22 protein-coding genes are annotated in these 22,808 nt (G+C 63.8%); 13 read left to right on the forward strand and 9 right to left on the reverse strand.

The window, feature by feature from the left end:
- The first annotated feature begins 71 nt into the window (after positions 1 to 71).
- Positions 72 to 2,099, forward strand: a complete 2,028-nt coding sequence (locus BLT75_RS13920) for an NADPH-dependent 2,4-dienoyl-CoA reductase (protein ID WP_093032728.1) — start codon at positions 72 to 74, stop codon at positions 2,097 to 2,099.
- Positions 2,100 to 2,811: 712 nt separating this feature from the next.
- On the opposite strand, the gene BLT75_RS13925 is transcribed toward BLT75_RS13920, so the two are convergent.
- Positions 2,812 to 3,156, reverse strand: a complete 345-nt coding sequence (locus BLT75_RS13925; protein ID WP_093032862.1) for an antibiotic biosynthesis monooxygenase family protein — start codon at positions 3,154 to 3,156, stop codon at positions 2,812 to 2,814.
- A 189-nt stretch (positions 3,157 to 3,345) separates the two neighbouring features.
- Positions 3,346 to 3,786 carry a DUF4399 domain-containing protein gene (locus tag BLT75_RS13930; protein ID WP_093032731.1) on the reverse strand — a complete coding sequence of 147 codons (441 nt, stop codon included), beginning with the start codon at positions 3,784 to 3,786 and terminating at the stop codon, positions 3,346 to 3,348.
- A 143-nt stretch (positions 3,787 to 3,929) separates the two neighbouring features.
- Between BLT75_RS13930 and BLT75_RS13935 the strand changes: the two genes are divergently transcribed.
- Together BLT75_RS13935 and BLT75_RS13940 are read left to right on the forward strand one after the other, a co-directional pair.
- A complete protein-coding gene (locus BLT75_RS13935; RefSeq protein ID WP_093032734.1) occupies positions 3,930 to 4,838 on the forward strand; it encodes an AEC family transporter in 909 nt (302 codons plus the stop codon).
- Between the two features lie 152 nt (positions 4,839 to 4,990).
- The gene (locus BLT75_RS13940; protein WP_093032737.1) at positions 4,991 to 5,896 is read left to right on the forward strand and encodes a LysR family transcriptional regulator; all 906 of its coding nucleotides are present in this window, start codon (positions 4,991 to 4,993) and stop codon (positions 5,894 to 5,896) included.
- Positions 5,897 to 6,103: 207 nt separating this feature from the next.
- On the opposite strand, the gene BLT75_RS13945 is transcribed toward BLT75_RS13940, so the two are convergent.
- Positions 6,104 to 7,006: a LysR family transcriptional regulator gene (locus BLT75_RS13945; RefSeq protein ID WP_093032740.1), complete on the reverse strand. Its 903-nt coding sequence runs from the start codon at positions 7,004 to 7,006 to the stop codon at positions 6,104 to 6,106.
- Positions 7,007 to 7,105: 99 nt separating this feature from the next.
- Between BLT75_RS13945 and BLT75_RS13950 the strand changes: the two genes are divergently transcribed.
- From BLT75_RS13950 to BLT75_RS13985, 8 genes are all read left to right on the forward strand, one after another.
- The gene (locus BLT75_RS13950; RefSeq protein WP_093032743.1) at positions 7,106 to 8,113 is read left to right on the forward strand and encodes an Ldh family oxidoreductase; all 1,008 of its coding nucleotides are present in this window, start codon (positions 7,106 to 7,108) and stop codon (positions 8,111 to 8,113) included.
- Positions 8,110 to 9,591, forward strand: a complete 1,482-nt coding sequence (locus BLT75_RS13955; RefSeq protein ID WP_425441140.1) for an aldehyde dehydrogenase family protein — start codon at positions 8,110 to 8,112, stop codon at positions 9,589 to 9,591. Before BLT75_RS13950 ends, BLT75_RS13955 begins: the two co-directional genes overlap by 4 nt.
- Positions 9,588 to 10,592, forward strand: a complete 1,005-nt coding sequence (locus tag BLT75_RS13960) for a membrane dipeptidase (RefSeq protein ID WP_093032746.1) — start codon at positions 9,588 to 9,590, stop codon at positions 10,590 to 10,592. The genes BLT75_RS13955 and BLT75_RS13960 overlap by 4 nt, the downstream gene beginning before the upstream one ends.
- Before the next feature lie 19 nt (positions 10,593 to 10,611).
- The gene (locus tag BLT75_RS13965; RefSeq protein WP_093032749.1) at positions 10,612 to 12,264 is read left to right on the forward strand and encodes a hypothetical protein; all 1,653 of its coding nucleotides are present in this window, start codon (positions 10,612 to 10,614) and stop codon (positions 12,262 to 12,264) included.
- Between the two features lie 8 nt (positions 12,265 to 12,272).
- On the forward strand, positions 12,273 to 12,965 hold the full coding sequence (locus tag BLT75_RS13970; RefSeq protein ID WP_093032752.1) for a DUF3726 domain-containing protein: 693 nt from the start codon (positions 12,273 to 12,275) through the stop codon (positions 12,963 to 12,965).
- A gap of 87 nt (positions 12,966 to 13,052) precedes the next feature.
- Positions 13,053 to 14,012 (forward strand): ABC transporter substrate-binding protein, encoded by a 960-nt coding sequence (locus BLT75_RS13975; RefSeq protein WP_093032755.1) that lies wholly within the window; start codon positions 13,053 to 13,055, stop codon positions 14,010 to 14,012.
- A 79-nt stretch (positions 14,013 to 14,091) separates the two neighbouring features.
- Positions 14,092 to 15,156 carry an ABC transporter permease gene (locus tag BLT75_RS13980; RefSeq protein ID WP_093032758.1) on the forward strand — a complete coding sequence of 355 codons (1,065 nt, stop codon included), beginning with the start codon at positions 14,092 to 14,094 and terminating at the stop codon, positions 15,154 to 15,156.
- A gap of 13 nt (positions 15,157 to 15,169) precedes the next feature.
- Entirely contained in the window at positions 15,170 to 16,234 is a 1,065-nt protein-coding gene (locus tag BLT75_RS13985) for a quaternary amine ABC transporter ATP-binding protein (protein ID WP_093032761.1), read from the forward strand.
- 4 nt (positions 16,235 to 16,238) lie between these two features.
- Here BLT75_RS13985 and BLT75_RS13990 read toward each other — a convergent pair whose 3' ends face one another.
- Genes BLT75_RS13990 through BLT75_RS14005 form a run of 4 tightly spaced genes read right to left on the reverse strand, consistent with a single transcriptional unit; the run spans position 16,239 to position 19,178 of the window.
- Positions 16,239 to 17,165: an OmpA family protein gene (locus tag BLT75_RS13990; RefSeq protein WP_093032764.1), complete on the reverse strand. Its 927-nt coding sequence runs from the start codon at positions 17,163 to 17,165 to the stop codon at positions 16,239 to 16,241.
- On the reverse strand, positions 17,162 to 17,695 hold the full coding sequence (locus BLT75_RS13995; RefSeq protein WP_425441141.1) for a peroxidase-related enzyme: 534 nt from the start codon (positions 17,693 to 17,695) through the stop codon (positions 17,162 to 17,164). The genes BLT75_RS13990 and BLT75_RS13995 overlap by 4 nt, the downstream gene beginning before the upstream one ends.
- A 35-nt stretch (positions 17,696 to 17,730) precedes the next feature.
- The gene (locus tag BLT75_RS14000) at positions 17,731 to 18,459 is read right to left on the reverse strand and encodes a GNAT family N-acetyltransferase (protein ID WP_093032770.1); all 729 of its coding nucleotides are present in this window, start codon (positions 18,457 to 18,459) and stop codon (positions 17,731 to 17,733) included.
- Positions 18,456 to 19,178, reverse strand: coding sequence for a competence/damage-inducible protein A (locus tag BLT75_RS14005; RefSeq protein WP_093032868.1), 723 nt, complete (start codon positions 19,176 to 19,178; stop codon positions 18,456 to 18,458). The genes BLT75_RS14000 and BLT75_RS14005 overlap by 4 nt, the downstream gene beginning before the upstream one ends.
- Positions 19,179 to 19,227: 49 nt before the next feature.
- Here BLT75_RS14005 and sfsA point away from each other — a divergent pair, with 49 nt between their 5' ends.
- The gene (sfsA, locus tag BLT75_RS14010; RefSeq protein ID WP_093032773.1) at positions 19,228 to 19,920 is read left to right on the forward strand and encodes a DNA/RNA nuclease SfsA; all 693 of its coding nucleotides are present in this window, start codon (positions 19,228 to 19,230) and stop codon (positions 19,918 to 19,920) included.
- 85 nt (positions 19,921 to 20,005) lie between these two features.
- Positions 20,006 to 20,821, forward strand: a complete 816-nt coding sequence (gene map / locus BLT75_RS14015; RefSeq protein WP_093032776.1) for a type I methionyl aminopeptidase — start codon at positions 20,006 to 20,008, stop codon at positions 20,819 to 20,821.
- Positions 20,822 to 21,008: 187 nt separating this feature from the next.
- Here the strand turns inward: map and rsmD are convergent, their stop codons facing one another.
- Both rsmD and BLT75_RS14030 read right to left on the reverse strand, forming a co-directional pair.
- Positions 21,009 to 21,560: a 16S rRNA (guanine(966)-N(2))-methyltransferase RsmD gene (rsmD, locus tag BLT75_RS14025; protein ID WP_093032781.1), complete on the reverse strand. Its 552-nt coding sequence runs from the start codon at positions 21,558 to 21,560 to the stop codon at positions 21,009 to 21,011.
- Positions 21,557 to 22,768: an NAD(P)/FAD-dependent oxidoreductase gene (locus tag BLT75_RS14030; protein WP_093032784.1), complete on the reverse strand. Its 1,212-nt coding sequence runs from the start codon at positions 22,766 to 22,768 to the stop codon at positions 21,557 to 21,559. The genes rsmD and BLT75_RS14030 overlap by 4 nt, the downstream gene beginning before the upstream one ends.
- Positions 22,769 to 22,808: the final 40 nt, after the last annotated feature.

The following is a 22,808-nucleotide window of genomic DNA, read 5'->3' on the forward strand; positions in this document are numbered from 1 at the left end:
CGGGTTTCGCGTGACAGGGCGGCGCGGTGGCGGCAATTCTTGCCGGCAGATCCGACAGGGAGAGTTTTCCGATGACTGCATACCCACATCTTCTGGCCCCGCTCGACCTGGGCTTCACCACGCTGAAGAATCGCGTGCTGATGGGCTCGATGCATACCGGGCTGGAAGAGACCCGCGACTGGAACCGGGTGGCCGAATTCTATGCCGACCGCGCGCGGGGCGGCGTGGGGCTAATGGTGACGGGCGGTATCGGTCCGAACATGGAAGGCTCGGTCCTGCCCGGGGCCGCGATGATGACCAGCGAGAAGGATGTCGCGAACCATTCCATCGTCACCGCGCGGGTGCACGAGGCGGGCGGCAAGATCGCGATGCAGATCCTGCATGCCGGGCGTTATGCCTATGGGCCGAAATGCGTGGCCCCCAGCCCGGTGAAATCGCCGATCTCTCCGTTTCCGCCGACCGAGCTGGACGAAGAGGGGATCGAGAAGCAGATCGGCGATATCGTCAATGCCGCGGTGCTGGCGCGGCAGGCGGGGTATGACGGGGTCGAGATCATGGGGTCGGAAGGGTATTTCCTGAACCAGTTCCTGGTCACCCATACCAACAAGCGCACCGACCGTTGGGGCGGGGCGTACGAGAACAGGATGCGCCTGCCGATCGAGGTGGTGCGCCGCACCCGCGAGGCGGCGGGGCGTGATTTCATCATCATCTACCGCCTGTCGATGATCGACCTGGTGCCGAATGGTTCGACCTTTGACGAGGTGGTGCAACTGGCCAAGGAAATCGAGAAGGCCGGAGCGACCATCATCAATACCGGCATCGGCTGGCACGAGGCACGGATTCCGACCATTGCCACCAGCGTTCCGCGCGCGGCCTTTGCCTGGGTCACGAAGAAGCTGATGGGCCAGGTGTCGATCCCGGTCATCACCTCGAACCGGATCAACACGCCCGAAGTGGCGGAGGAAGTGCTGGCCAGTGGCTGCGCCGACATGGTGTCGATGGCGCGGCCGATGCTGGCGGATGCGGATTTCGTCAACAAGGCGGCCGCGGGTCTGGGCGACAGGATCGCGCCCTGCATCGCCTGCAACCAGGCGTGTCTGGATCATACATTCGGCGGCAAGCTGACCTCGTGTCTGGTGAACCCGCGCGCCTGTCATGAGACGGAACTGGTCGTGGTGAAGGCGGCGGCGCCCAGAACCGTGGCCATAGTGGGTGCGGGTCCGGCGGGTCTGTCGACTGCGATTACGGCAGCCCAGCGCGGCCATGCGGTGACGGTGTTCGACAAGGCCGACGAGATCGGCGGCCAACTCAACATGGCCAAGCAGGTGCCGGGCAAGGAAGAGTTTTGGGGCCTTGTGGACTGGTACCGGGTGATGCTGGCCGATCTGGGGGTCAAGGTCGAACTGGGACGTGCGGTGGGCGCCGACGATCTGGCGGGTTTTGACGAGGTGGTGATCGCCACCGGGGTGAGCCCGCGCGATCCGGCGATCCCGGGGCAGGATCGGGCCAATGTGCTGAGCTATATCGACGTGCTGCGCCACAAGAAGCCGGTGGGCAAGCGGGTGGCGGTGATCGGCGCGGGTGGCATCGGGTTCGACGTCTCCGAGTTCCTGCTGGAAGAGGGTCACAGTCCGGCGACCGACTTGCCGCTCTGGATGAAGGAATGGGGCGTGACCGATCCGGCCCAGCACCGCTCGGGCCTGGCGCCCGAGGGGCCACAGCCCGCGAAGCCCGTGCGCGAGGTGACGCTGTTGCAGCGCAAGGCCAAGGCGCATGGCAGGGATCTGGGCAAGACCACCGGCTGGATCCACCGCGCGACACTGAAGATGAAGGGCGTCAATTTCGTGGGCGGCGTGAATTACGAGGCAATCGACGACGCGGGTCTTCACGTGAGCTTTGGCGAGGCGCGGGAGAATCCAACCGTGATCGCCTGTGACACCGTGGTCTTGTGCGCGGGTCAGGTTTCGGATCGCTCGCTGGCGGATGCGCTGGAGGCGAAAGGCGTGTCCTGCCACGTGATCGGCGGGGCGGATGTCGCTGCCGAACTGGATGCCAAGCGCGCGATAAACCAGGGGACCCGGCTGGCGCTGACCTTCTGATCCGGGCGGGGGAAAGATTTTTCGACGAAAAATCTTCGCCTCCGGCGGGAGTATTTGGGAAAAGATGAAGCGCAAACGCCGCCGGAATCGAACTGTGCGCCAGATGCTGCGTGGTGGATTTCTCCCGTAGGGTGCAAGAATTGGACGAGAACATGTCGGATAGGGCTGAATACGAGCCTCTGTCGTCGAGCGCTCCGCTGTTCTCGGATTACCGGTTCCGGATCAGCGATCCGGCCTAATCGCACACCGAAGGTTTTGATCTGGACCTGACCGGCGATGGCGGTCTGCGACCGGGCGATCCGGCGGCCAGGGACCAGCATTACGCGTGCGCGGTCCCCTTTCCCCGCGAGACCAGCGGCGTACGGTCAGCGGCCGGCAGGTTGAAATCGGGTTGCTGTCCTGCCGAAGATCGAGGCCACCAGTTTCAAGTCCGGCTCGCAAGGCTCGGTTGCCAATATCGTAGCCGAGGCGCAACCGGGCTTGTCGCGGCCCGAGATGGAAATCGGCGTACGCGGATTCACTTGTGCGCTGCGGGACATGCGCCTGGCCCCGAGCGGATCGCGAAATACATGTTTGCACGCGGCGGCGTAAAAAATTATTCGCCGACGGTGCTGGCCAGGCTGTGCGCCGATGCCGGCATGGATTGACTGGCACACGGATCGGACCGCGCCCCGTCCTGCCTGACCCTTGTTTTGCACTGGCTGCGTTTGCGTTACCCGTGGCGGGCGCGGCTGTCCTCGGGGGCTTCGTCCCGTTCGGTCATCCCGTAGTCGCGGATGACGCCTGCGACACGCAGGCGGTAGTCGGAAAACAGCACCTCCCGGCCGCGGGTCTGCGCGCCGCGATGGGCGGCAAGCTCGCGCCAGCGCGCGACCGCCTCTTCATCCTCCCAGAAGGAGAGCGACAGCAGCTTGCCGGGATTGGTCAGGCTCTGGAATCGTTCGACCGAGATGAAGCCGGGCATGTCGTCGAGCAAGGCGCGCATCCGGCCAGCGAGATCGAGATAGGCGTCCTGTTGCCCTGGGGCGGGCTCCACTTCGAAGATGATGGCAATCATGTAGGGTCTCCATGCGGGGCCGAAGCCGGTTTGCGCCATGCCCGGTCTGCGCGCGCAATGAACTTCTTGGATTGTGCGATGTCAAGGTTCTGCCTCTGCAGCGAACTGGCGTGAGGCAGGAGTCGCGTGGAGCCCGGGCTTGGGGCAAGGTCTGCGGGTGACGATTCGTCTCCCGTCGAAATCTGCACGTTACTTGACCTCGATCGTGATCACCTCGGACACGACCGGGGTGGCGTGCGGGACGTGGGAATGGTCGCCCATCACCAGTTGCAGCGTATGCTTGCCCGGCGCGAGGTCGAGCGTCACTTCGGTCTGGCCCTTGCCGAAATGGCGGTGGTGGTCATCGGCGGGGAGCGGGTTGGCCAATTCCTCGGCCCCGTCTACGCCCTGACCCATCGGGGGGCGGTCGACCAGCAGGTGGTGGTGACCCGTGTTCTCGGCCTCGGTCCCGGCGGGGGCGACGCCCATGCCGCTGAGCCCGAAGATCACCGTAACCGGCGACGAGACGGTATCGCCGTCCGCGAGATTGGTGAAATAGACGCTGGCCTCGGGGTTGGCGGACGTATCGCCGCCGGCGAGGGCCGTCGTGGCCAGAAGGCCGATGCCAAGCGCTGCCAGAAAGCTCTTCATAACCAGATCCTCGTTGCTGGGACACTGGTTTCATTCTAGCTGAAGGCCGCTGTGGAATCGACCATGCATCGCGTGCGAGGGGGCTTGCGCAGCGGCGGGAGCGGACGCAAGGTCACGCAAATCGGTGGGGCGCTAGGGTAGGCATGATCACGACAATCCTGATGGGGCTGGTGCCCAGCTTTCTGATGGTTGGTCTGGGTGGAGCAGTCCGGGACAGGCTGGCGTCAGCGGCCTGGCAAGGGCTGGACAAGCTCAATTTCGAGATCTTGTTTCCCGCCTTGCTGTTCTTTGCCGCCTGTAACCGGCCGATTGCGATAGAGGATGTGATCCGCCTAGGCCCGGCCGTCTGGGCGGTGCTGGGGCTGGCGCTGATTCTGGGGTATCTGGGCCGTCGACTCGGGCCCGAGCGGTTTCTGGATTTTGCCGGAGCCTGGCAGACCTGCTGGCGGTTCAACACGGCCATGGCCTTTGTCGCGATGCCAACGCTGCATCTGGCCGATGTCGGACAGATGGCGGTCGCCATCGGCATGGCGGTTCCGGTGGCCAACCTGCTGGCGGTCTCGGCGCTGTCGCGGGGGGGAAACCTTACACTGCGGGCCACGGTGCGGAAAGTTGCCCTCAACCCTTTTCTGCTGGCCTCGGTCGCCGGGGTGGGCGTGGGCCTGTCGGGGTACAAGATCCCGGATCCGATTCTCGCCCCGGCGCAGATGCTGGCGCAGGCCGCCATTCCGATCGCCCTGCTGTCGATCGGCGCCACCATGGACTGGCGTGCCTTGACGCGGATGGACCTGTTCAACGGCTATTTCTGTACGGTGCGGCTGGTGTTGACCCCGGCGGTGGTCTGGCTGACGTGTCGCCTGCTGGAGGCCGAGACCGGTCTTGCTGCGGTGGTGATCCTGTTTGCGGCCCTGCCGACGGCATCTGCGGCGCATGTGCTGGCGTCGGGTTTTGGCGCCGACCGCAAACTGGTGGCCACGCTGATTGCCCAATCGACCCTGCTGAGCGCGGTGTCGCTGCCCCTGTGGATCTATCTGATCAGCGTCAGTTTCTGAGGATCCCGGGTTTTTCCCGATTGTTTCCGTGTTTCCCCGACGCAAACGATCCGCGACAAAACCGCGATATTATCCCAGCTCTGCCCCGATCTCGCCCAGATTGCCAATGATAAACGGCTCTTGAAGTACAGCAATCAGCCGAGGAACCAGGAATGGACCGACTGACAGAAATGGAAGCCTTTGCAAATGTCGTGGACCAGGGCGGGTTCACCGATGCAGCAAAGAAGATGGGTATCTCGAAGTCGGCCGTGTCCAAGCATGTGTCCAGCCTGGAGGCCCGTCTGGGCGCCCGCCTGCTGAACCGAACGACGCGGCGGGTGTCGCCGACCGAGATCGGGCTGGCCTATTACGACCGCGCCCGGCGGGTGCTGAACGATGCCGGAGAGGCGGACGCGCTGGTCACCTCGATGCAATCGGCGCCCTCGGGTCTGCTGAGGATTTCGGTGGCAACCGATTTCGGGGTCAATCACCTGTCGCCGGTCCTGTCGGACTTCCTGGCGGAATTCCCGGACATCACCGTGAACATGGTGCTGAACAACCGCTACGTAGAACTGATTTCCGAAGGGTTCGACATGGCGGTGCGGATCGGCGAGTTGGAGGACAGCACGCTGCGCGCCCGCAAGCTGACCGAGACCACCAAGCGGATGATCGCCAGCCCTAAGTATTTCGAGAAATACGGCCGCCCGCAGAAGATCGACGATTTGAACGAGCACAAGCTCTTGCATTATTCCAGTCAGTCATCGGGCAATGTGTGGAAACTGACCGCGCCTTCGGGGGAAAAGCGGCAGGTGCGCACCGCCGGATGGCTGAGCGTGAACGATGGCCAATCGCTGCTGAACGCCGCGATCTCGGGCCTGGGGATCGCGTACCTGCCTTGCTACCTGTTCGCGGATGCGATGGAAAAGGGGCTGGTCGAGGATGCAATGCCTTCGCTGCCTGACGAGGTCCAGGGCATCTATGCCGTCTATCCGCCGGGCCGGTTCACCCAGCCCAAGGTCCGGGCCTTTATCGATTTCCTGGTCCATGCCTTTGACGACAAGGGCCCGATGCACTGGTAAAACCTCCCGCTTGCTTCCCTTGGCAAGACCTCCTGCCCCGCGTCAAGACGCGGGGCTTTTTCTTTGCGCAGGGGGTGTCACGGTTGCACTCAAGCCCGCTGACCCTGGTCTGCACGTACGATGTCTACCAGAGGCGGCGTTCCCGCTTTCCGGAGTTTCACGCACCGAGAGTGGCCGTTACCCGATGAATCACACGGGTTTTCGACTTCAGAGCCTTGGCTTCAACCCAAGGTCAGGTGCGACCTTGCGGATTGTCGCGTCAAGGTGTTGCCGGAAGGCGCGGGATAGAGGGCTTTCCGCGCGTCCGCTGCGCGAGAGAAGGCTGATCGTTCTCGTGCAGCCTGCACCTGTCATCGGGATGGCAACCAACGGTGGATCCAGCGATCTGGTTGCAAGGCCTGGCAGCAGGGTTATCCCGATGCCGGACCGAACCATTGCAAGCAGCGAGAGTATGTTGCGGACCGACAGTCGGCTTTTCGCGACAATTGCCGCAGCCTCGGGCAGGTCGGTCACCGCCAAGGTTTGGTTCGCGATAAGCGGCGCATTGGCCAAGTCGTTCCAGGACAACCCCGCCTTGGCCTGCGCGTAAACGGAATCCGCGCGACAGATCACATGCAGGTGATCGCTGAACAACGGACGCGCTTCCAGCGTCTGGCCCTGGGGCGCTGGCCCGGCGATGCCGAGATCGGCGACACCGGACGCAACCATCGTTCGGACGTTGCTGCTGTCGCTGTCCATGAGGTCGATCTGTGCGCCCTCATGGGCCTCCATGAAGGCACGCAGAAGATCGGGAAGGATGAGAGCGGCGACAGAGGGCACCGACGCGATGCGAAGGCGTCCGACGCGGCCCTGCGCATAGCCTTGGATCAGATCGATCGCCTTGTCATGCTCCCGTACAAGATCCTCGCCGACATCCCTCACGAAACGCCCCAGATCGGTGAGGTCGCGTTTGCGGTCTGTTTCGAAGAGCGGACCACCGAGGTCGGCCTCGAGCTGTTTCAATGCCATCGACAGCGCAGATTGAGTCCGGCCAACCTTGTCAGCCGCGTCGCGCAGGTTTCCGTGACGGGTGACTGCAACGAAGATCCGCAGAGTGTCTATCTTTACCATCGGGCGCCTTATATTTCAGAAAGTTTGAAATTGGATTAAAAAATATTCGATAGCCTTAAACTGATCAATCCTTTCTAAAGGGCTCACGGGGGAATCTGCATGAGACGAAAGCTGTCACTCGATGAGGTTGAGGAACTGGCCAGACTGGCATTGACCAGTGCCGGCGCTTCGATGGCGGCAGCGGCTTCTGTGGCCCGGTCGACACGGCTCGCCGAACGCGACGGAATCCGCAGCCACGGTCTGCTCTACGTACCGATCTATGCCGAGCATCTGGAGTGTGGGAAAGTCGCGAAGGACGCCGCACCCGCCGTCAGTGAAACCCGCCCGGGTGCGGTTCGGGTGGACGCCGCCAACGGATTTGCGCATGCCGCGATAGACGCGGGGTGGCAGGCGTTCACCAATGCGGCCCGGCGGTGCGGAATCGCCGCCATGAGCGTGCACAACTCCTACAATTGCGGCGTTCTGGGCCATCACGCCGAACGGATTGCCGAGGCGGGACTTGTCGGTCTTTGTTTTACCCATGCACCGGCGTCGATTGCACCGACCGGCGGCAAGCAACCAGTGATCGGCACAAACCCGTTCTCGGTGGCGGTGCCGGACGGGGACGGCGGCGCGCTTCTGGTCATCGACCAGTCGGCCAGCGTCGTGGCCAAGTCCGAGATCCTTTTGCGCAGCCGGCAAGGTGAACCGATCGAGCCAGGCTGGGCTCTGGATGCCGAGGGCAACGAAACCACCGATGCGGTCGCGGCTCTTGCGGGTTCGATGCTGCCGGCAGGCGGCTACAAGGGCTTCGGCGTTGGGCTTCTGGCGGAAATCCTTGCCGCTGCGTTGTCCGGCGCCAATCTCAGCACCGAGGCCAGCCCGTTTTCCGGCACGAAGGGCGGACCTCCGGGCACCGGGCAGTTCTTTGTCGCCATCGATCCGCAAGCTTTTGGCGGGGATGCCTTTGCGGCGTCCATGACGCGGCTTTGCGCTTCGATCACGGCCCAGGATGGCGCACGCCTGCCCGGAAGGCGGCGCGCGGACAACAGACGCCGCATCGAAGAGGAGGGCGTCGGGGTTGATGATGCGCTGTTCGAGCGGATCGAGGCGCTGACAAGGAAATGAACACCAGCGGAAAGGCCGGGGACGGAATGGCGATCGAGACACGAAACCTTGTTGCAGGACGCTGGGAAGGCGGCGAAACGACCATCGCCAACGTGAACCCGTCGGATCTTTCGGATATCATCGGCAGGCACGCACAGGCCAGCGCTGCGCAACTGGACGCCTCTGTCGAAGCTGCGCGTCAGGCACAGCGTTTGTGGTGGGACGCCGGAATTCAGAAGCGGCACGATGTCCTGATGGCGATCGGTACCGAGCTGATGTCGCGGTCGGCCGAGATCGGAGAGCTGATTTCCCGTGAAGAAGGCAAGCCGCTTGCCGAGGGCAAGGGAGAGGTCTATCGCGCGGGGCAGTTCTTTACCTATTTCGCAGCCGAGGCGCTCAGGCAGATCGGTGATCATGCCCAGAGCGTCCGGCCCGGTATCGAGATCGATGTACGGCGCGAGCCCGTGGGCGTGGTGGCTATTGTCTCTCCCTGGAACTTTCCAGTTGCCACGCCTGCCTGGAAGATCGCTCCGGCGCTCGCCTTCGGCAATGCTGTTGTCTGGAAACCCGCGAACCTGACCCCGGCAAGCGCCGCGGCGATGGCGGGCATCATTGCCCGGCAGGATATCCCCGAGGGCCTTTTTTCGATGCTCGCGGGGCCGGGTGGAGAGATCGGCCAGCGGCTGGTCGAACATCCGGGCATCGACGCGATCAGCTTTACCGGCTCGGTGCCGGTTGGGCGCGGGGTTGCCGCTGCCGCGATGCGCAACATGACCAAGGTCCAGCTGGAGATGGGGTCGAAGAACCCGATCATCGTGCTGGATGATGCCGATCTGGACCTGGCGGTCAGCCATTGCAGCAACGCGGCATTTGGCGGCACCGGCCAGAAATGCACCGCCGCGTCGCGGCTGATCGTGCACGAAAAGGTGCATGATGCCTTTGTCGAGAAGCTGGCTGCTGCGGCAAGGGGGCTGAAAGTGGGGCATGCACTCGAGGAAGGCACCCAGATCGGCCCGGCTGTCAGTGCGGCGCAGCTGGAGGGCAACCTCGGTTACATCGCGGCCGGCAAGGCCGAGGGTGCCGAACTGATCTGTGGCGGCGACCGGCTGGAGCGGCCGACCGAGGGGTATTTCATGGCACCTGCCGTCTTTGCGGGGACAACGAACGCCATGCGGATCAACCGCGAAGAGATGTTCGCGCCGATTACCTGCGTGATCAAGGCCAGTGACTACGACGAGGCGCTGGCCATCGCAAACGACAGCGAATTCGGGCTGACGGCCGGGATCATGACCCGCAGCCTTGCCCGCGCCAACCATTTTCGCGCCAATATGCGAGCCGGGACGGTGATGGTGAACCTTCCGACCGCCGGCACCGATTATCACGTGCCATTCGGTGGGCGCGGCGCCTCGTCCTTTGGCCCGCGCGAGCAGGGGCAGTACGCTGTCGAGTTCTATTCGGTCGTCAAGACCACCTATGTTCACGCGGGAGTCCCGGAATGACGCCCGTCATCGATGCGCTGCAATACGCCAACTGGTCCGAGAAGATTTTCCGGCAGATGCGCGCGGGCGGTGTGGACGCAGTTCACGTGACGATCACCTATCACGAGAACTTCCGTGAAACCGTGCTGAACATCGAGGCCTGGAACCGCTGGTTCGAGCGTCATCCAGACCTGATCTTTCAGGGATTCACGGCCGAGGATATCGACCGCGCCCGCCAGACCGGCCGAACGGCAATCTTCTTTGGCGCGCAGAACCCATCGTGCATCGAGGACGACATCGGTCTGGTCGAGGTTCTGCACCGTCTTGGCCTGCGCTTCATGCAACTGACCTACAACAACCAGTCGCTGCTGGCTTCGGGGTGCTACGAAGCCGAGGACACCGGCCTGACGCGCATGGGCCGCGAAGTGGTGGCGGAAATGAACCGGGTTGGTCTTGTCGTCGACATGAGCCATTCCGCAGAGCGCTCTACCCTGAGCGCCATCGAACATTCCTCGCGTCCCATCGCAATCACCCATGCCAACCCGGCGGAGTGGCATCCGGCGCGGCGCAACAAGTCCGACGCGGTTCTGTGCGCCCTGGCCGAAAGCGGTGGAATGCTGGGTTTTTCGATTTATCCGCATCACCTGAAGGGCGGCGGCGGCTGCACCCTGCAGGAGTTTTGTGACATGGTCGCGCGTACCGCCGAAACCTATGGATTGGCGCACCTGGGCATCGGTAGCGACCTCTGCCAGGATCAGCCCGACAGCGTCGTGGAGTGGATGCGCACCGGCCGCTGGACCAAGGCTGTGGACTTTGGCGAGGGCAGCGCCGACGCTCCGGGCTTTCCGCCGATGCCCGACTGGTTCGGAGGAAACCAGGATTTTTCTAACATCGCCAAGGGGCTGCGCGCCTCTGGTTTCTCCGAAGAAGACACCGCCGCACTTATGGGCGGGAACTGGGCGCGGTTTTTCCGGGACAGTTTCGGCCCGGCCACCGCCTTGGTCCGACAGGTGGCGGAATGAGCGTCATGCAGGTGTCTCCATGACCGATCTGCAAAGGTTCCGCCGCGATCCCGCAGAGGTCATGCGCCTCACACGTATGGGTGCGGCGCATCCCACGCGGTTGTCTTTCCTGCGGGTTCTGCTGCGTCGTCTCCGGGACCAGGGCTGGTGCTTCGACCGCCCGGTATTCGAATTCGATGCGGCGGGCGTCGGCAGGGCCGTTTACCGCGCCGTCGGACCCGAGCGGTCCTACAGTCTTGTCGCCTTCGGTCACGACCTTCCTGAAGACCAGCGCTCGGACAGGGTGATCGCAACCGCCTGGGACGCGACATTCGCGCTGTTCGACGGTACGCCCGACGAGGCAGACCTTGAACGCCTTGCCGCGAATGTTCCCTTGCAGGAGGCCGGACGGATCAGCCCGCGCGAACTGTCCCTCAGCCGGGCCAACCGGTCTGTCCGGCTGTTCGAGCATGTCGTGCAGCGATTGTCGGAAGGCCGCCAGCCGGACGCGGACAAACTGGCCGAGACCGGTTATCTGATGCGGACCACCGCGGTTTATGGATCGGGAAAGTTCGGCGCGGCATCCCGTGACGGCATCGCGGACCGGATGGAACTGAAAGCGCCGTTTCAGGCGGAGATGCTGTCAGTCTGGTTGACCCGGACGTTCATCGTCGACCTGGTGGAGCACATGGCGCGCGCGCGCGGCGGCGACCGGGCGACGCGGCTCGATCCCGCGATGCGACGAATGCTCGGGGTTGGCAACTCCACGGGTCTCGGCATGGCGCCTTTTCTCGTGCGGCATCCGGTGCTTCTGAACAACTGGATGGCGGCCCGCGAAGAAGCCCTGGCGCGCGTGCGCGCAAAGGAGCAGGCCGAGGATGCCGAGGTTGCGGATTTCATGGATGCGCTGGCCACCGCACAACTGAATGCGCGTCTTTGGCAAAGCGCGCACCCGGTGCAACAGAAGAAGCTGGCGGATCTGAGATCCGGGCTGGACCAGATCGCAGCCCATGTCTCGGGCGCGTGGGACCGCAAGGGTGGCCATCCCTGGGACATGCTCTGGCGCTGGGGGGAGACACGGCTTGCCGCCGAGGCGCAGGAGGCGCTGCTCGGGTTGATGCTCGAACCGCACGGGGCGCTGGTGGACGATCTCCAGGATACCATGAGTGACGACTCGCCCGTGCTTGCCATCGATGGCGCGATGACCGCGGGCACGCTGCGGGCGCTGCTGCGTCGTGACTATGCCTGGGCGCTGGGAACCGACTATGGCGCTCGGGACAATTGCGCCCGTTTCTGGTACGTGTCCGAGGACAAGCTGGAGCCGCGTCTTGGCGAACGGCATGAAGAGCCGGGAGCCGACAAGGAGTTGCCGCTGGACATCGGACGGCAGGCGGCAGCGCTGGACAGCGCGTTGGGGAACCGGCCGGCGGATGAGCCCATCGCCTGGCTTCTGCTGAATGCGCCCGAGCATCGCCTGATGGTTCGCCGGGTACAGTTGGCGCAGGGCAGGCCCTTTGCCGAGATCCGCGACAATCTTCTGTCAGCCGACCTGCTGCCGATCGACATGTTGCGCTGCAAGCTGGCCTTCTTTGGTGCGACACGTTTCGACCCGCGCTCGGATCGTTGGGTCAGGATCAGCCTGTTCCAGAACGCGCCTCATCCCGACGAACTGCAAGGGGAGGCTGGGCTTTGAGCGTTGAAATGAACGACCCTACACAGCTTGCCTCGCAATCCGCCGGTTTCGACTGCGGGCAAGTTTCGCTGTCCTTGCCGGAAATCGGATCGCTCGCGTCCCGGGCGGCACGTGGCGCGGGTTTTGGCTGGGGGCTGGCCGAGGAGGCGGGCATGGCCGCGCAATGGCTGGCTCGGGCCGGGCTTGATTGGCCCACGGCGTTCCTGTCCTGCCTCGAAGGAGACAAGGGCGTGGATTTCAGACCGAGACCCGGAGCCTGGGAAGCGGACGGGCCGGCCTGTGGTCTGAGGATCGGCGTCGCGCTTTCGGATTTTGCCACCTTGCCGGAGGGCCCGGCCCGAGTCCTGTCGCTTGGCAAGGTTCTGAATGCCCTTCTGGTGGTGCCGTTTGTTTCACAGGCAGCGCTGAAAGTCGCCACTCCGCTCAGGTTGGAGATGGACGGTATCCCGGTCGCCTGGATCTCGGGCGATGCTCTTGTTCCGGCCGCCGGAGGTATTCCGGTCCTGCCGCTGTGCGATCTGCGCGTCGTTCGGGCTGCCGACAATTTCCCGCCTGCTGGCCGGGACCCGGTGGGTGACCAGAACTTTCCCATCCCTGCCGCCCTATGGGGCCGTCTCGACCGGCTGGCGCTGGGAATGACCGTTCCGGCCACAGAGCAATCACTGTCAGGGGCAGGCGCCGGAGTAAGCGACAATGACTGAGGAACGGAAAGATTACCGGGAACGGCCGGATCACGGCGGTTCCTTTCTGCAACCAAGACCACAAAAACCCGACTGGGAGACTGAAAAATGAGGAAGATCCTACTCGCCACCGCGTTCAGCGCCTTTGCGCTTCCAGCTGCCGCACAGGATTGCGGGGACGTTTCGCTGGCTGAAATGAACTGGGCTTCGGCTTCGATCATTACCAAGATCACCGAATTCCTGATGACTCAGGGATATGGCTGTAACGTCACCGTGGTTCCGTCCGCGACGACGACGGCCATCACGTCTCTTGCCGAAAACAACGAGCCGGATGTCGTACCCGAACTGTGGATCAACTCGGCCCCGCTCTACCAGAAACTGGAAGCCGAGGGTAAAGTCCGCAAGGCTGCCGATGTCTTCTCGGACGGCGGCACCGAGAACTGGTTCGTGCCCGACTATCTGGTGGCGGAACACCCCGAACTGGCAACCATCGAGGGCATCCTCGCCAACCCCGCTCTGGTCGGTGGCAAGTTCCACAACTGCCCGGATGGCTGGGGCTGCCGGATCGCCAACGACAACCTGATCAAGGCCTTCGATTTCGCCGGCCACGGCATGGAGGTCTTCAACCACGGTTCCGGCGAAACCCTGGCGGCCGCGATGGCCTCGGCCTATGAGGCGCGCGAGCCGTTCTTCGGATACGAATACGGCCCCAGCGCCGTTCTTGGCCGCTACAACATGGTGGCGGTGGACATGGGTCCGCATGACCCGGAAATCCACGCCTGCAACCAGACGGTGGACTGCGCCACGCCCGGCAAATCTGCCTATCCTGCTGCGCCTGTTCTCACGGTCGTTACCTCCGACTTCGCCGAGCGGAACCCGGAAGTCTTCGAACTGGTCAGCAACATTTCTTTCACATCGGCAGAGATGAGTACGCTTCTGGCCTGGCAGACCGACAATGGCGCTTCGGCCGAAGAAGCAGCTGTTCATTTCCTTACCCAGAACAAGGACACATGGATGAACTGGGTGAATGAAGCCGCAGCGGCGAAGCTGGGGGCGATTTTCAAGTAAACCACATCAGGGGGGCGATCCGGCGCACGGGCTGCCCCCCTGATCTGTATCCGACACAAGGGAGCGGGACGGGCGGACAATGGCGACTTATGACTTCATTTTCGACGGCCTTGGCCTGCGCCACTGGTGCGGAGGCGGCGGCGAAAGCAGCGGCGGGCCGATGACAATGGAACAGCTTCTTGCCGGGGGAGCCAAGGCTGGATCCGGTGAGGAGGCGTTCAGCCTTTCCGACGTTTGGAATTTGCCGTTTCCCTCGCTGGACGCGCTGAACGCTGCCTGTCCCGCGATCGCGCGCACCCGGGACATGACGCGCGGCGTCGAACAGAGTTTTCTTTCGGTCAAGGACGGCCTCAAGGTCGTTCTCGATCCGTTGACGCAACCGCTCAGCTGGCTGCTGGAAGGCGCGCTGTTCCTGTTCCAGTGGACGCCCTGGTGGGTAATGATCCCATTTTTGGCACTGGTGGTCTATTACGCTTCGAAATCGGCCAGTCTGGTCGGGTTCGTTGTCGGTGCACTCTGCTTTCTTGCCTTCATCGACCACTACAGCTTTGCCATGCAAACCTTGTCGATCATCTTCGTCTGCGCCGTTCTCTGCGTGCTTCTCGGGGTCCCCATAGGCATTGCCATGTCCCGAAGCGACGGCCTGCAGAGGGCGATGATTCCCGTGCTCGACATGCTCCAGACCTTGCCAACCTTCGTCTATCTCATCCCGCTGATCTTCCTGTTCTCGGTGACCGAGCCAAAGCTCTACGGGATAGCCATCATTCTCTACGCCATCGTCCCGGTGATACGCCTGACCGATCTTGGCATCCGCCTTGTCGACAAGGAAGTGATCGAGGCGGCAGACGCTTTTGGCATGACCAAACGGCAGAAACTCTACGGCGTCGAGATTCCGCTGGCGCTGCCGAACATCATGGCGGGCGTGAACCAGACCATCATGATGAGCCTCGCGATGGTCGTCATCGCCAGCCTGGTGTCGGCACCCGGACTCGGCGTGCTGGTCCTGCGCGGCATTCGCAACCTCGAACTTGGCGTCGGGCTGGTCGCTGGCCTTGGCATCGTGTTGCTGGCCGTGATTCTGGATCGCGTCACCAAGGCGGCGCTCGCGAGGGTCAATGCCGCCAGTTCGGTGCCAAGGCACTGAGGAGACCGGACACATGAACAAGAAAACCCGTATCTCGATCCGCAGCCTCTACAAGATCTTCGGCTCGGACCCCCGGCGCGCTCTCGAGCTTGTCCGCAAGGGTGTGGGCAAAACCGAACTTCTTGAAAGGCATGGCCATGTTCTCGGGCTGAACGACATCAACGTTGATATAGGCAGCGGCGACATCACGGTCATCATGGGCCTGTCCGGATCGGGCAAGTCGACACTGATTCGCCACATCAACCGGCTGATCGAACCAACGGCGGGAGAGATCATGGTCGATGGCGAGGACGTCCTGCGCTATGATGACGATCGGCTTCGCGAGTTGCGGCGCAAGCAGATGTCGATGGTGTTCCAGCACTTCGCGCTGCTGCCGCACCGGAGCGTTCTGGACAACACCGGCATGGCTCAGGCTGTGCGCGGCGCAGACCGCAAGGATTATGAGCGCGAGGCGGCGAAATGGTTGGAAAGGGTCGGCCTTGGCGGACAGGGCCACCAGTATCCGCATCAGCTTTCGGGCGGAATGCAACAGAGGGTCGGCATCGCGCGCGCCCTGACCTCGAACTCGCCGATCATGCTCATGGACGAGGCATTCTCGGCGCTAGATCCGCTGATCCGAACGGACATGCAGGATTTGCTGCTCGAACTTCAGGACGAATTGCACAAGACTATCGTGTTCATCAGTCACGACCTGGACGAGGCGATGAAACTGGCGGACCACCTTGTCATCCTGAAGGATGGCGCGGTTGTCCAGCAGGGCGAGCCACAGGACATCCTGCTGAATCCGAACGATCCGTACATCGTCGACTTTATCAGCGACATCAACCGGGCCCGTGTACTGCGGGTGCGTTCGGTGATGGAGGCCGGTGCTCCCGATCCGGCCGAGGGCGTTGCCGGCGAGGTCGATGCCGATGATACGCTGGAATCCGTCATCGCGCGGTCCGGCGGTGACACGTCGCACAGTTTCCGTGTGATGCAGAACGGGCAGCGGGTCGGCGTTCTGAACATGCAGAAGCTTGTACGTGCGCTCGTCCCGACGCGCGCGGCAGAAGGCGGGATGCGCAAGAGGGCAACCTGACGCTTCAGGGTTGAGGCGCGAGCAGGACCGCCTCGACCCGGCGGTTCGCGTCGCGGCCTTCGGGGGTGAGGTTGGAGGCGATCGGCGCGAGGTAGCCGGCGCCTTGCGCCTGGAGCCGGTCGGGCGCGATGCCGTATTGTTCGACCAGCCGGTCGCGCACCGCCTCGGCCCTGCGGCGGCTGAGGTCGATGTTTGATTCAAGGCTGCCCACGTTATCGGTATGCCCGACAAGCGCGAGATTTAGAGCCGGATCTGCGGCAAGAATCTGCGCCAGTTCGCCCAGTGTGTCGAACGGGCCTTCGCCTAGGGCGCCCGCCCCGGTTTCGAAGTCGAGGCCCGACAGGATGACCCGGCCGCGGGTCTGGAGCCGGCCCATCATGTCGATCGGCGGAGCAGGCTGAACGGGGGCCGGTGCCACGACGGTTTCATCCTCGGCCTCGGGCGCGCTTCGGGGAAAAACCTGGACCAGCTGGACATAGGCGTCGGGCGGGTTGCGGCTGACCAGCAGGCTGAGCGCCTCGTCGCCGCGCATGGCCGACAGGAACCGGTAGTCGCGCACGGCGACATACATGTCGGGGCTGGGGATCACCTCGGTCGCGAAGCGGAAATCGAAGCCGCCGCAGGTCTGCGCGGCGCAATCGAGCAGCAGGTCGAATCCGGCCTCGAGGATCTGGTCGCGCAGGGGGGCAAGGATTTGTAGCGTGGTCTTGGAGCCGACGCTGATGCGCCAACTGCGTTTCTCGACCCGACCTTCGAGGGTCCGGACGGGGACAGCGCCGTTGGCCCAGACACCTGTCGGCAGGTCATAGCTGTCGAGCGCGCGGATCCGTTCGGTCAGCTGGCGGCTGCCCTGCGGCAGGCTCAGGCCAAAGTCCTGAGCCGTTGCCGGAAACGCGGCAAGCGCCGCGCAGAGGGCGAGCCGGCGGATCATCGGAACTGCGAATGATACTCGTCGTTGGGCACCATGGCCGTAGCGCTGGCGACCCGGTTCGACATGTTGAAGAACCCGGCCACGTTGGCGATGTCCCAGATGTCGCGGTCGGTGAAACCGACATCGCGCAGCTTCTGGCGGTGTTCTTCCTCGATCTCGGCGCTGGCGGTGGTCATCCTGGCGGCGAAATCCAGCATCGCCCGCTGACGCGCATCCAGCGGCGCCACGCGATAGTTCATCACCAGCATCTCGCCCAGCTTCGGATCGCCCGACAGCTGCCGCACCGCTGCACCATGCGCCACGAGGCAGTAGAAACACTTGTTGATCGACGAGACCACTACCGCGATCATCTCGCGCTCCAGCTTGCTCAAGCCCGACGGCGCCAGCATCAGGTCGTTATACATCGCGGTAAAGGCATTGAGCTTTGCGATGTCGAACGCGTTGGCCTTGAGCACGTTGGGCACCATGCCCAGCTTTTCCACGCAGATATCGAAGTATTTCTGCGTCTCGGGCGGCAGCGGGTCCACCATCGGCAGGTCGAGTGCGGTAGGGCGGGTCTGGTCGGTCACGTGGTCTCTCTCCCTTCGTCGAGCAGGCGGTAGTGATACTCTCCGACGATCTCCATGCCGAGAGAGCGGTAGAGCGCATTGGCGCCCTCATTGGCCTTGGTGCAGACCACGCTAAGGGTCTGCGCGCCGTTGTCCAGCGCCCAAAAGGCCGCGCCGCGCATCGCCCATTTGCCCAGGCCCTGGCGGCGCTGGTGGGGCGGGATCTCGAGCGCGTGCAGCATGGCGACACTATCATGGATGGCGACAAAGGCCACTCCGCCCGGCTTGTCGCGGTGGCGCATCAGCAGGCCGGTCTTGGGTCCCTTGGTGCGGTCCATCACCGCGAGCCTGCCGGGGCCGATGCCGCCCTGCGCCCAAAGCTCGCGCATGATGGCCAGCGGCTCCCACAGGGTAAAGACGGTGACGCGGGGGATCGGGATGTCGGTCAGCCGCTCGGCGGCGATGGCGTAGATGTTGACCGGATCGACAATGTCATAGCCGCGTTCGGCCAGTTCTGCGTCCAGATCCTCGTTCCCCGGGCGCAGCTGGAACAGGGGCTGCTGGCCCATGGCGCGCATCGCATCCTCGGCCGCGCCGATCTCGGCCCCGCTCAGCGGACCCATAGCCGAGGCGGCCGAGACGCGCTTGCCACCGCCGCGCCCCTCTCGCAGCACGAGATTGCCGCGTGTTTCGATGCGCGCGGCGGGCCATGTGGCGTCGACGACGGCGAACCAGTCCGGGGTCATCCGGCCGTGTCCCGCGCCAGACGTGTGATGGCGGCGTCGATGCGGGCGCCGTCGGTGCCGCGCACGACCACGTTTGCGCCGAAGGCGCCGTTGATCTGGAACGGGTAGCAGCCGATGGTAAGGTCGGGGAAATCCGCCGCCAGCCCGGACAGTGTCTCGGCAATGTCGCCTTCGCCCCGGTCGATGCGCAGGGTTTGCGACAACAGCGGCTGGCCGCCGGTCAGCGTTGGCAGGACGCTGGCCACCATCGCCTGGAAGACACTGGGAACGCCGGCCATCACATGCACGTTGCGGATGGTGAAACCCGGCGCGGTGCTGACCGGATTGTCGATCAGCGTGGCGCTGTCGGGGATGCGCGCCATGCGCAGGCGCGCGGCGTTCAGCTCCAGCCCGGTACGCTGGTAATGCGTTTCGAGCAGGGCGCGCGCATCGGCGCGGATGTCGATATGATCGTCAAAGGCGCGGGCGATGCAGTCGGCGGTGATGTCATCGTGGGTCGGACCGATGCCGCCGCTGGTGAACACATGGTCGAAGGTTTCGGACAAGGCCTTGACCGCGGCTTCGATGGCGGGGGCGTCGTCGCTGACGACACGCACTTCCCTGAGGTCGATGCCGTGCTTGGTCAGTTCCCCGGCAAGGAAGTACATGTTGGCGTCGCGGGTGCGGCCCGACAGGATCTCGTCCCCGATGACCAGCATGGCGGCGGTTGGGTTTGGCATGGCGCTCTCTCTCTTGATCGACCCCTGCCGCAGGTATAGGCCCGGTATCATGCGCTTTCAAACCCCTCTTGTTCCCGCCCGCCTGATCCGCCGCTACAAGCGCTTCCTAGCCGATTGCCGGCTGGAGGACGGACGCGAGGTGACGGCCCATTGCGCCAATCCCGGCGGCATGATGGGGCTGGCCGAGCCGGGCATGAAAATCTGGCTGGAACCGAACGACGACACGAGGAAGAAGTTGAAGTTCGGCTGGCGGCTGGTCGATCACGAGAATGGCCATTTCACCGGTGTCGATACCTCGGTTCCGAACCGGGCGTTGAAGATGGCACTGGAGCGCCGGGAGATACTCGCGCTGGCCGCCTATGAAACGGTGCGGTCCGAGGTGAAATACGGGCAGAACAGCCGCATCGACTTTGTGCTGAGCCAGCCGGGCCTGCCAGATGCCTATGTCGAGGTGAAAAGCGTCACGCTGTGCCGCCAGCCGGGTCTTGCCGAGTTTCCCGACAGCGTGACGGCGCGCGGGGCGAAACATCTGGCGGAACTGGCGGCGATGGCGGCGCAGGGACACCGGGCGGTGATGCTGTATCTCGTGCAGCGCACGGATTGCGACAGGTTCGCCTTGGCCGCAGATATCGACCCGGCCTATGCGCGGGCCTTTGATGCGGCCCGGTCCCGAGGCGTGGAAAAGCTGGTTTTTGCAACCCATATCTCTCCCGAAGGGGTCGAAATCGCGAATATGCTTTGACAAATCGTGACGTTGCGCCCTCTGGCACTTTCTGCACAAGCAGCGTAAAAGATGGATTGCGCTGCAACAATGGAGCCCTGTGCCGATGAAGGAACATCGTGGCCGCCTGACCCGGGATGGCATCCGCATCTATGAAACCGCTGACTTTGCCGGCATGCACGCGGCAGGGGCGGTTGCGGCCAGGATTCTTGACGACATAGCAGCGCATGTGTTTCCGGGCCAGACCACGGGCGAGATCGACCGCCTCATCACCGAAATGGTCGAAGCCGCCGGTGCGAAATCAGCGACCATCGGCTACAAGGGCTATCAGCACGCCAGCTGCATCTCGGTCAACCACGTGGTCTGCCATGGAATCCCCGGCGACAAGCGGCTGAACGATGGGGATATCCTGAACATCGACGTGACCGTGATCGTCGATGGATGGTTCGGCGACACCAGCCGGATGTACGTGGCCGGTAAGCTGCCGCGCAAGGCCGAACGGCTGATCCAGGTCACCCATGACGCGCTGTTCAAGGGGATCGAGATGGTCAAGCCGGGCAATACGTTCGGCGACATCGGCCACGCGATCCAGTCTTATGTCGAGGCGCATCGCATGTCGGTGGTGCGCGATTTCTGCGGGCACGGGCTGGGCCAGGTGTTTCATGCACCGCCCAATGTGCTGCACTATGGCCGCCCCGGAACAGGTCCGGTGCTGGAGGAAGGCATGTTCTTCACCATCGAGCCGATGGTGAACCTTGGCCGCCCCGAGACCAAGACGCTGGCTGATGAATGGACAGCCGTTACCCGCGACAAGTCGCTGTCGGCGCAGTTCGAACATTCGGTCGGGGTAACGGCGGACGGTGTCGACATCTTTACCCTGTCACCGGGCGGCAAGTTCCACCCGACCTACGATCCATCCTGAGCAGCCTGGTCACGCCACAGGGCAAGCAGCAGCGTTTCCCGTCCCCAGGGGGTGACGGCGTCGCCGATGAAAACGGGGGCGCGTCGCGGTTCGGGATCAGGCGCGGTCGTGGACTGTGGGGCTGACCGGGTCGAGACAAGCGGTATTCGCAGGACCTGTTCCATGCGGGCAGCTTATCACACGAGGGTCAAACTCTCCACATCAGCGAAATATGGGTGTCGCCATATTTGCGCGCATCATGCAGGGTGAAGCCTTCGGGCGCGGCCATGGGCGCGCTTTCCTCCCACACGATCAAGGCGTTTTCGGCGATCCAGCCGCCGGCCAGCGCCGCGGCCAAGGCGCGCGCGCCCAATCCCTTGCCATAGGGTGGATCGAGAAAGATCAGATTGCAGGGCAAGCCGGGATTCGGGCCAATCCGGGTCGCATCGCGACGGATCAGCGTGGTCTGGCCCGCGCTGCGGGTCAGGTCGATGTTCCTAGCGATCAGCCCCTGCGCCACCCTTCCGTCATCGACAAAGGTGACATGGGCCGCGCCGCGCGACAACGCCTCGAGCCCCAGCGCACCGGTGCCGGCAAAGAGATCGAGCACCTGCGCGCCCTCGATCACGTCGAGATGCGTCAGCACGCTGAACAGGCTTTCGCGCACGCGGTCGGTGGTGGGGCGCAGATGCGCGCCCGCATCGCCCTTTCCGACCGAGGCCAGCGCCCGGCCCCGGAAACTGCCCGCGATGATCCTCACGCCTTGAGCAGCGGTTTCAGGTCCGCCGAAGGATCAGCCACGATGGCCGGATCCGCACTCTTGCCACTTTCGATCAACCGCTTGCCCACCATATAGGCGCGAGGGTCGTTCATGGCGTCGACGGCCACCAACCGATCGCCGATGTAATACCAGAACGAGACGGTCTGCCCCTCGCCCTGCCGGGTCACGACCCGGTCGTAGCCGGTGTTCAGCCCGGCGATCTGCAGCTTGACGTCATACTGGTCGGACCAGAACCAGGGCTGCGCGACATAATCCTTGCCCGCGCCCAGCATGTTCTGCGCCACGATCTCGGCCTGGTCGATGGCGTTGGGCACGCTTTCCAGCCGGATGCGGCTGCCCCTGTAGGGAAAGGAGGCACAATCGCCCGCGGCCCAGATCGAATGGTCCGAGGTGCGGCCCTGCGCATCGGTTCTGATGCCATTTTCAAGGGCCAACCCCGCCGCCTCGGCCAGGGCGGTGGCGGGTGCGATGCCGACGCCAACGACGACGAAATCCACCGGCAGTTCGCTGCCGTCGGTCAGTACCGCGCCGGTGACGCGGCCCTCGGTGCCGGTGAGCCGGGTCAGGCCTACGCCTTCGCGGATATCGACACCGTGACCGGCATGAAGCGCACGGAAATAGGTGCTGGTTTCGGGGGCGGCGACCCGCTGCAGGATGCGGTCGGCCATTTCGACCAGCGTTACCTTGACACCGCGCTTGGCGCAGACTGCGGCGGCCTCAAGACCAATGTAACCACCTCCCACGATCAGGGCGCGGGTGCCCACGGTCACTGCGGGGGCCATCGAGTCGATATCGGCCAGATCGCGCACCACATGCACACCGGCCAGATCGCCGCCGATGGCGGCAGGCAGGCGGCGCGGCTCGGACCCGGTGGTCAGGGCCAGCTGGTCATAGGCGATGACTTCGTCGCCAAGGGAAACGGTCTTGCCCACCGGGTCGATCGCGGTAACGCGCGCGCCCAAACGCAAGGTGATGTTCTGTTCGGCATAGAAAGTCTCTGGACGCAGGAACAGGCGTTCTTTCTCCATCTCGCCCAGCAGATAGGCCTTGCTGAGCGGCGGGCGCTGATAGGGGGGCACCGGTTCGGCACCGATCAAGGTGATTTTTCCTTCGAACCCGTCCTTGCGCAGCCGCGCCACCAGAGACGCCCCGGCCTGCCCGGCGCCAATCACAACAAAATGGCTCATGTTCCTCCCGCCCTTCGATTTCCCGTGGCCTTGTGCATTC

Origin of the sequence: Ruegeria marina (assembly GCF_900101475.1) — a bacterium.
In the GTDB taxonomy this organism is placed as follows: Bacteria; Pseudomonadota; Alphaproteobacteria; order Rhodobacterales; family Rhodobacteraceae; genus Ruegeria_B; species Ruegeria_B marina.

Bases quoted from the DNA above. Each gene is read 5' to 3' on its own strand.
- BLT75_RS13920 (WP_093032728.1), top strand. From the start codon at position 72: ATGACTGCATACCCACATCTTCTGGCCCCGCTCGACCTGGGCTTCACC.
- BLT75_RS13925 (WP_093032862.1), bottom strand. From the start codon at position 3,156: ATGATTGCCATCATCTTCGAAGTGGAGCCCGCCCCAGGGCAACAGGAC.
- BLT75_RS13930 (WP_093032731.1), bottom strand. From the start codon at position 3,786: ATGAAGAGCTTTCTGGCAGCGCTTGGCATCGGCCTTCTGGCCACGACG.
- BLT75_RS13935 (WP_093032734.1), top strand. From the start codon at position 3,930: ATGATCACGACAATCCTGATGGGGCTGGTGCCCAGCTTTCTGATGGTT.
- BLT75_RS13940 (WP_093032737.1), top strand. From the start codon at position 4,991: ATGGACCGACTGACAGAAATGGAAGCCTTTGCAAATGTCGTGGACCAG.
- BLT75_RS13945 (WP_093032740.1), bottom strand. From the start codon at position 7,006: ATGGTAAAGATAGACACTCTGCGGATCTTCGTTGCAGTCACCCGTCAC.
- BLT75_RS13950 (WP_093032743.1), top strand. From the start codon at position 7,106: ATGAGACGAAAGCTGTCACTCGATGAGGTTGAGGAACTGGCCAGACTG.
- BLT75_RS13955 (WP_425441140.1), top strand. From the start codon at position 8,110: ATGAACACCAGCGGAAAGGCCGGGGACGGAATGGCGATCGAGACACGA.
- BLT75_RS13960 (WP_093032746.1), top strand. From the start codon at position 9,588: ATGACGCCCGTCATCGATGCGCTGCAATACGCCAACTGGTCCGAGAAG.
- BLT75_RS13965 (WP_093032749.1), top strand. From the start codon at position 10,612: ATGACCGATCTGCAAAGGTTCCGCCGCGATCCCGCAGAGGTCATGCGC.
- BLT75_RS13970 (WP_093032752.1), top strand. From the start codon at position 12,273: ATGAACGACCCTACACAGCTTGCCTCGCAATCCGCCGGTTTCGACTGC.
- BLT75_RS13975 (WP_093032755.1), top strand. From the start codon at position 13,053: ATGAGGAAGATCCTACTCGCCACCGCGTTCAGCGCCTTTGCGCTTCCA.
- BLT75_RS13980 (WP_093032758.1), top strand. From the start codon at position 14,092: ATGGCGACTTATGACTTCATTTTCGACGGCCTTGGCCTGCGCCACTGG.
- BLT75_RS13985 (WP_093032761.1), top strand. From the start codon at position 15,170: ATGAACAAGAAAACCCGTATCTCGATCCGCAGCCTCTACAAGATCTTC.
- BLT75_RS13990 (WP_093032764.1), bottom strand. From the start codon at position 17,165: ATGATCCGCCGGCTCGCCCTCTGCGCGGCGCTTGCCGCGTTTCCGGCA.
- BLT75_RS13995 (WP_425441141.1), bottom strand. From the start codon at position 17,695: ATGGTGGACCCGCTGCCGCCCGAGACGCAGAAATACTTCGATATCTGC.
- BLT75_RS14000 (WP_093032770.1), bottom strand. From the start codon at position 18,459: ATGACCCCGGACTGGTTCGCCGTCGTCGACGCCACATGGCCCGCCGCG.
- BLT75_RS14005 (WP_093032868.1), bottom strand. From the start codon at position 19,178: ATGCCAAACCCAACCGCCGCCATGCTGGTCATCGGGGACGAGATCCTG.
- sfsA (WP_093032773.1), top strand. From the start codon at position 19,228: ATGCGCTTTCAAACCCCTCTTGTTCCCGCCCGCCTGATCCGCCGCTAC.
- map (WP_093032776.1), top strand. From the start codon at position 20,006: ATGAAGGAACATCGTGGCCGCCTGACCCGGGATGGCATCCGCATCTAT.
- BLT75_RS14030 (WP_093032784.1), bottom strand. From the start codon at position 22,768: ATGAGCCATTTTGTTGTGATTGGCGCCGGGCAGGCCGGGGCGTCTCTG.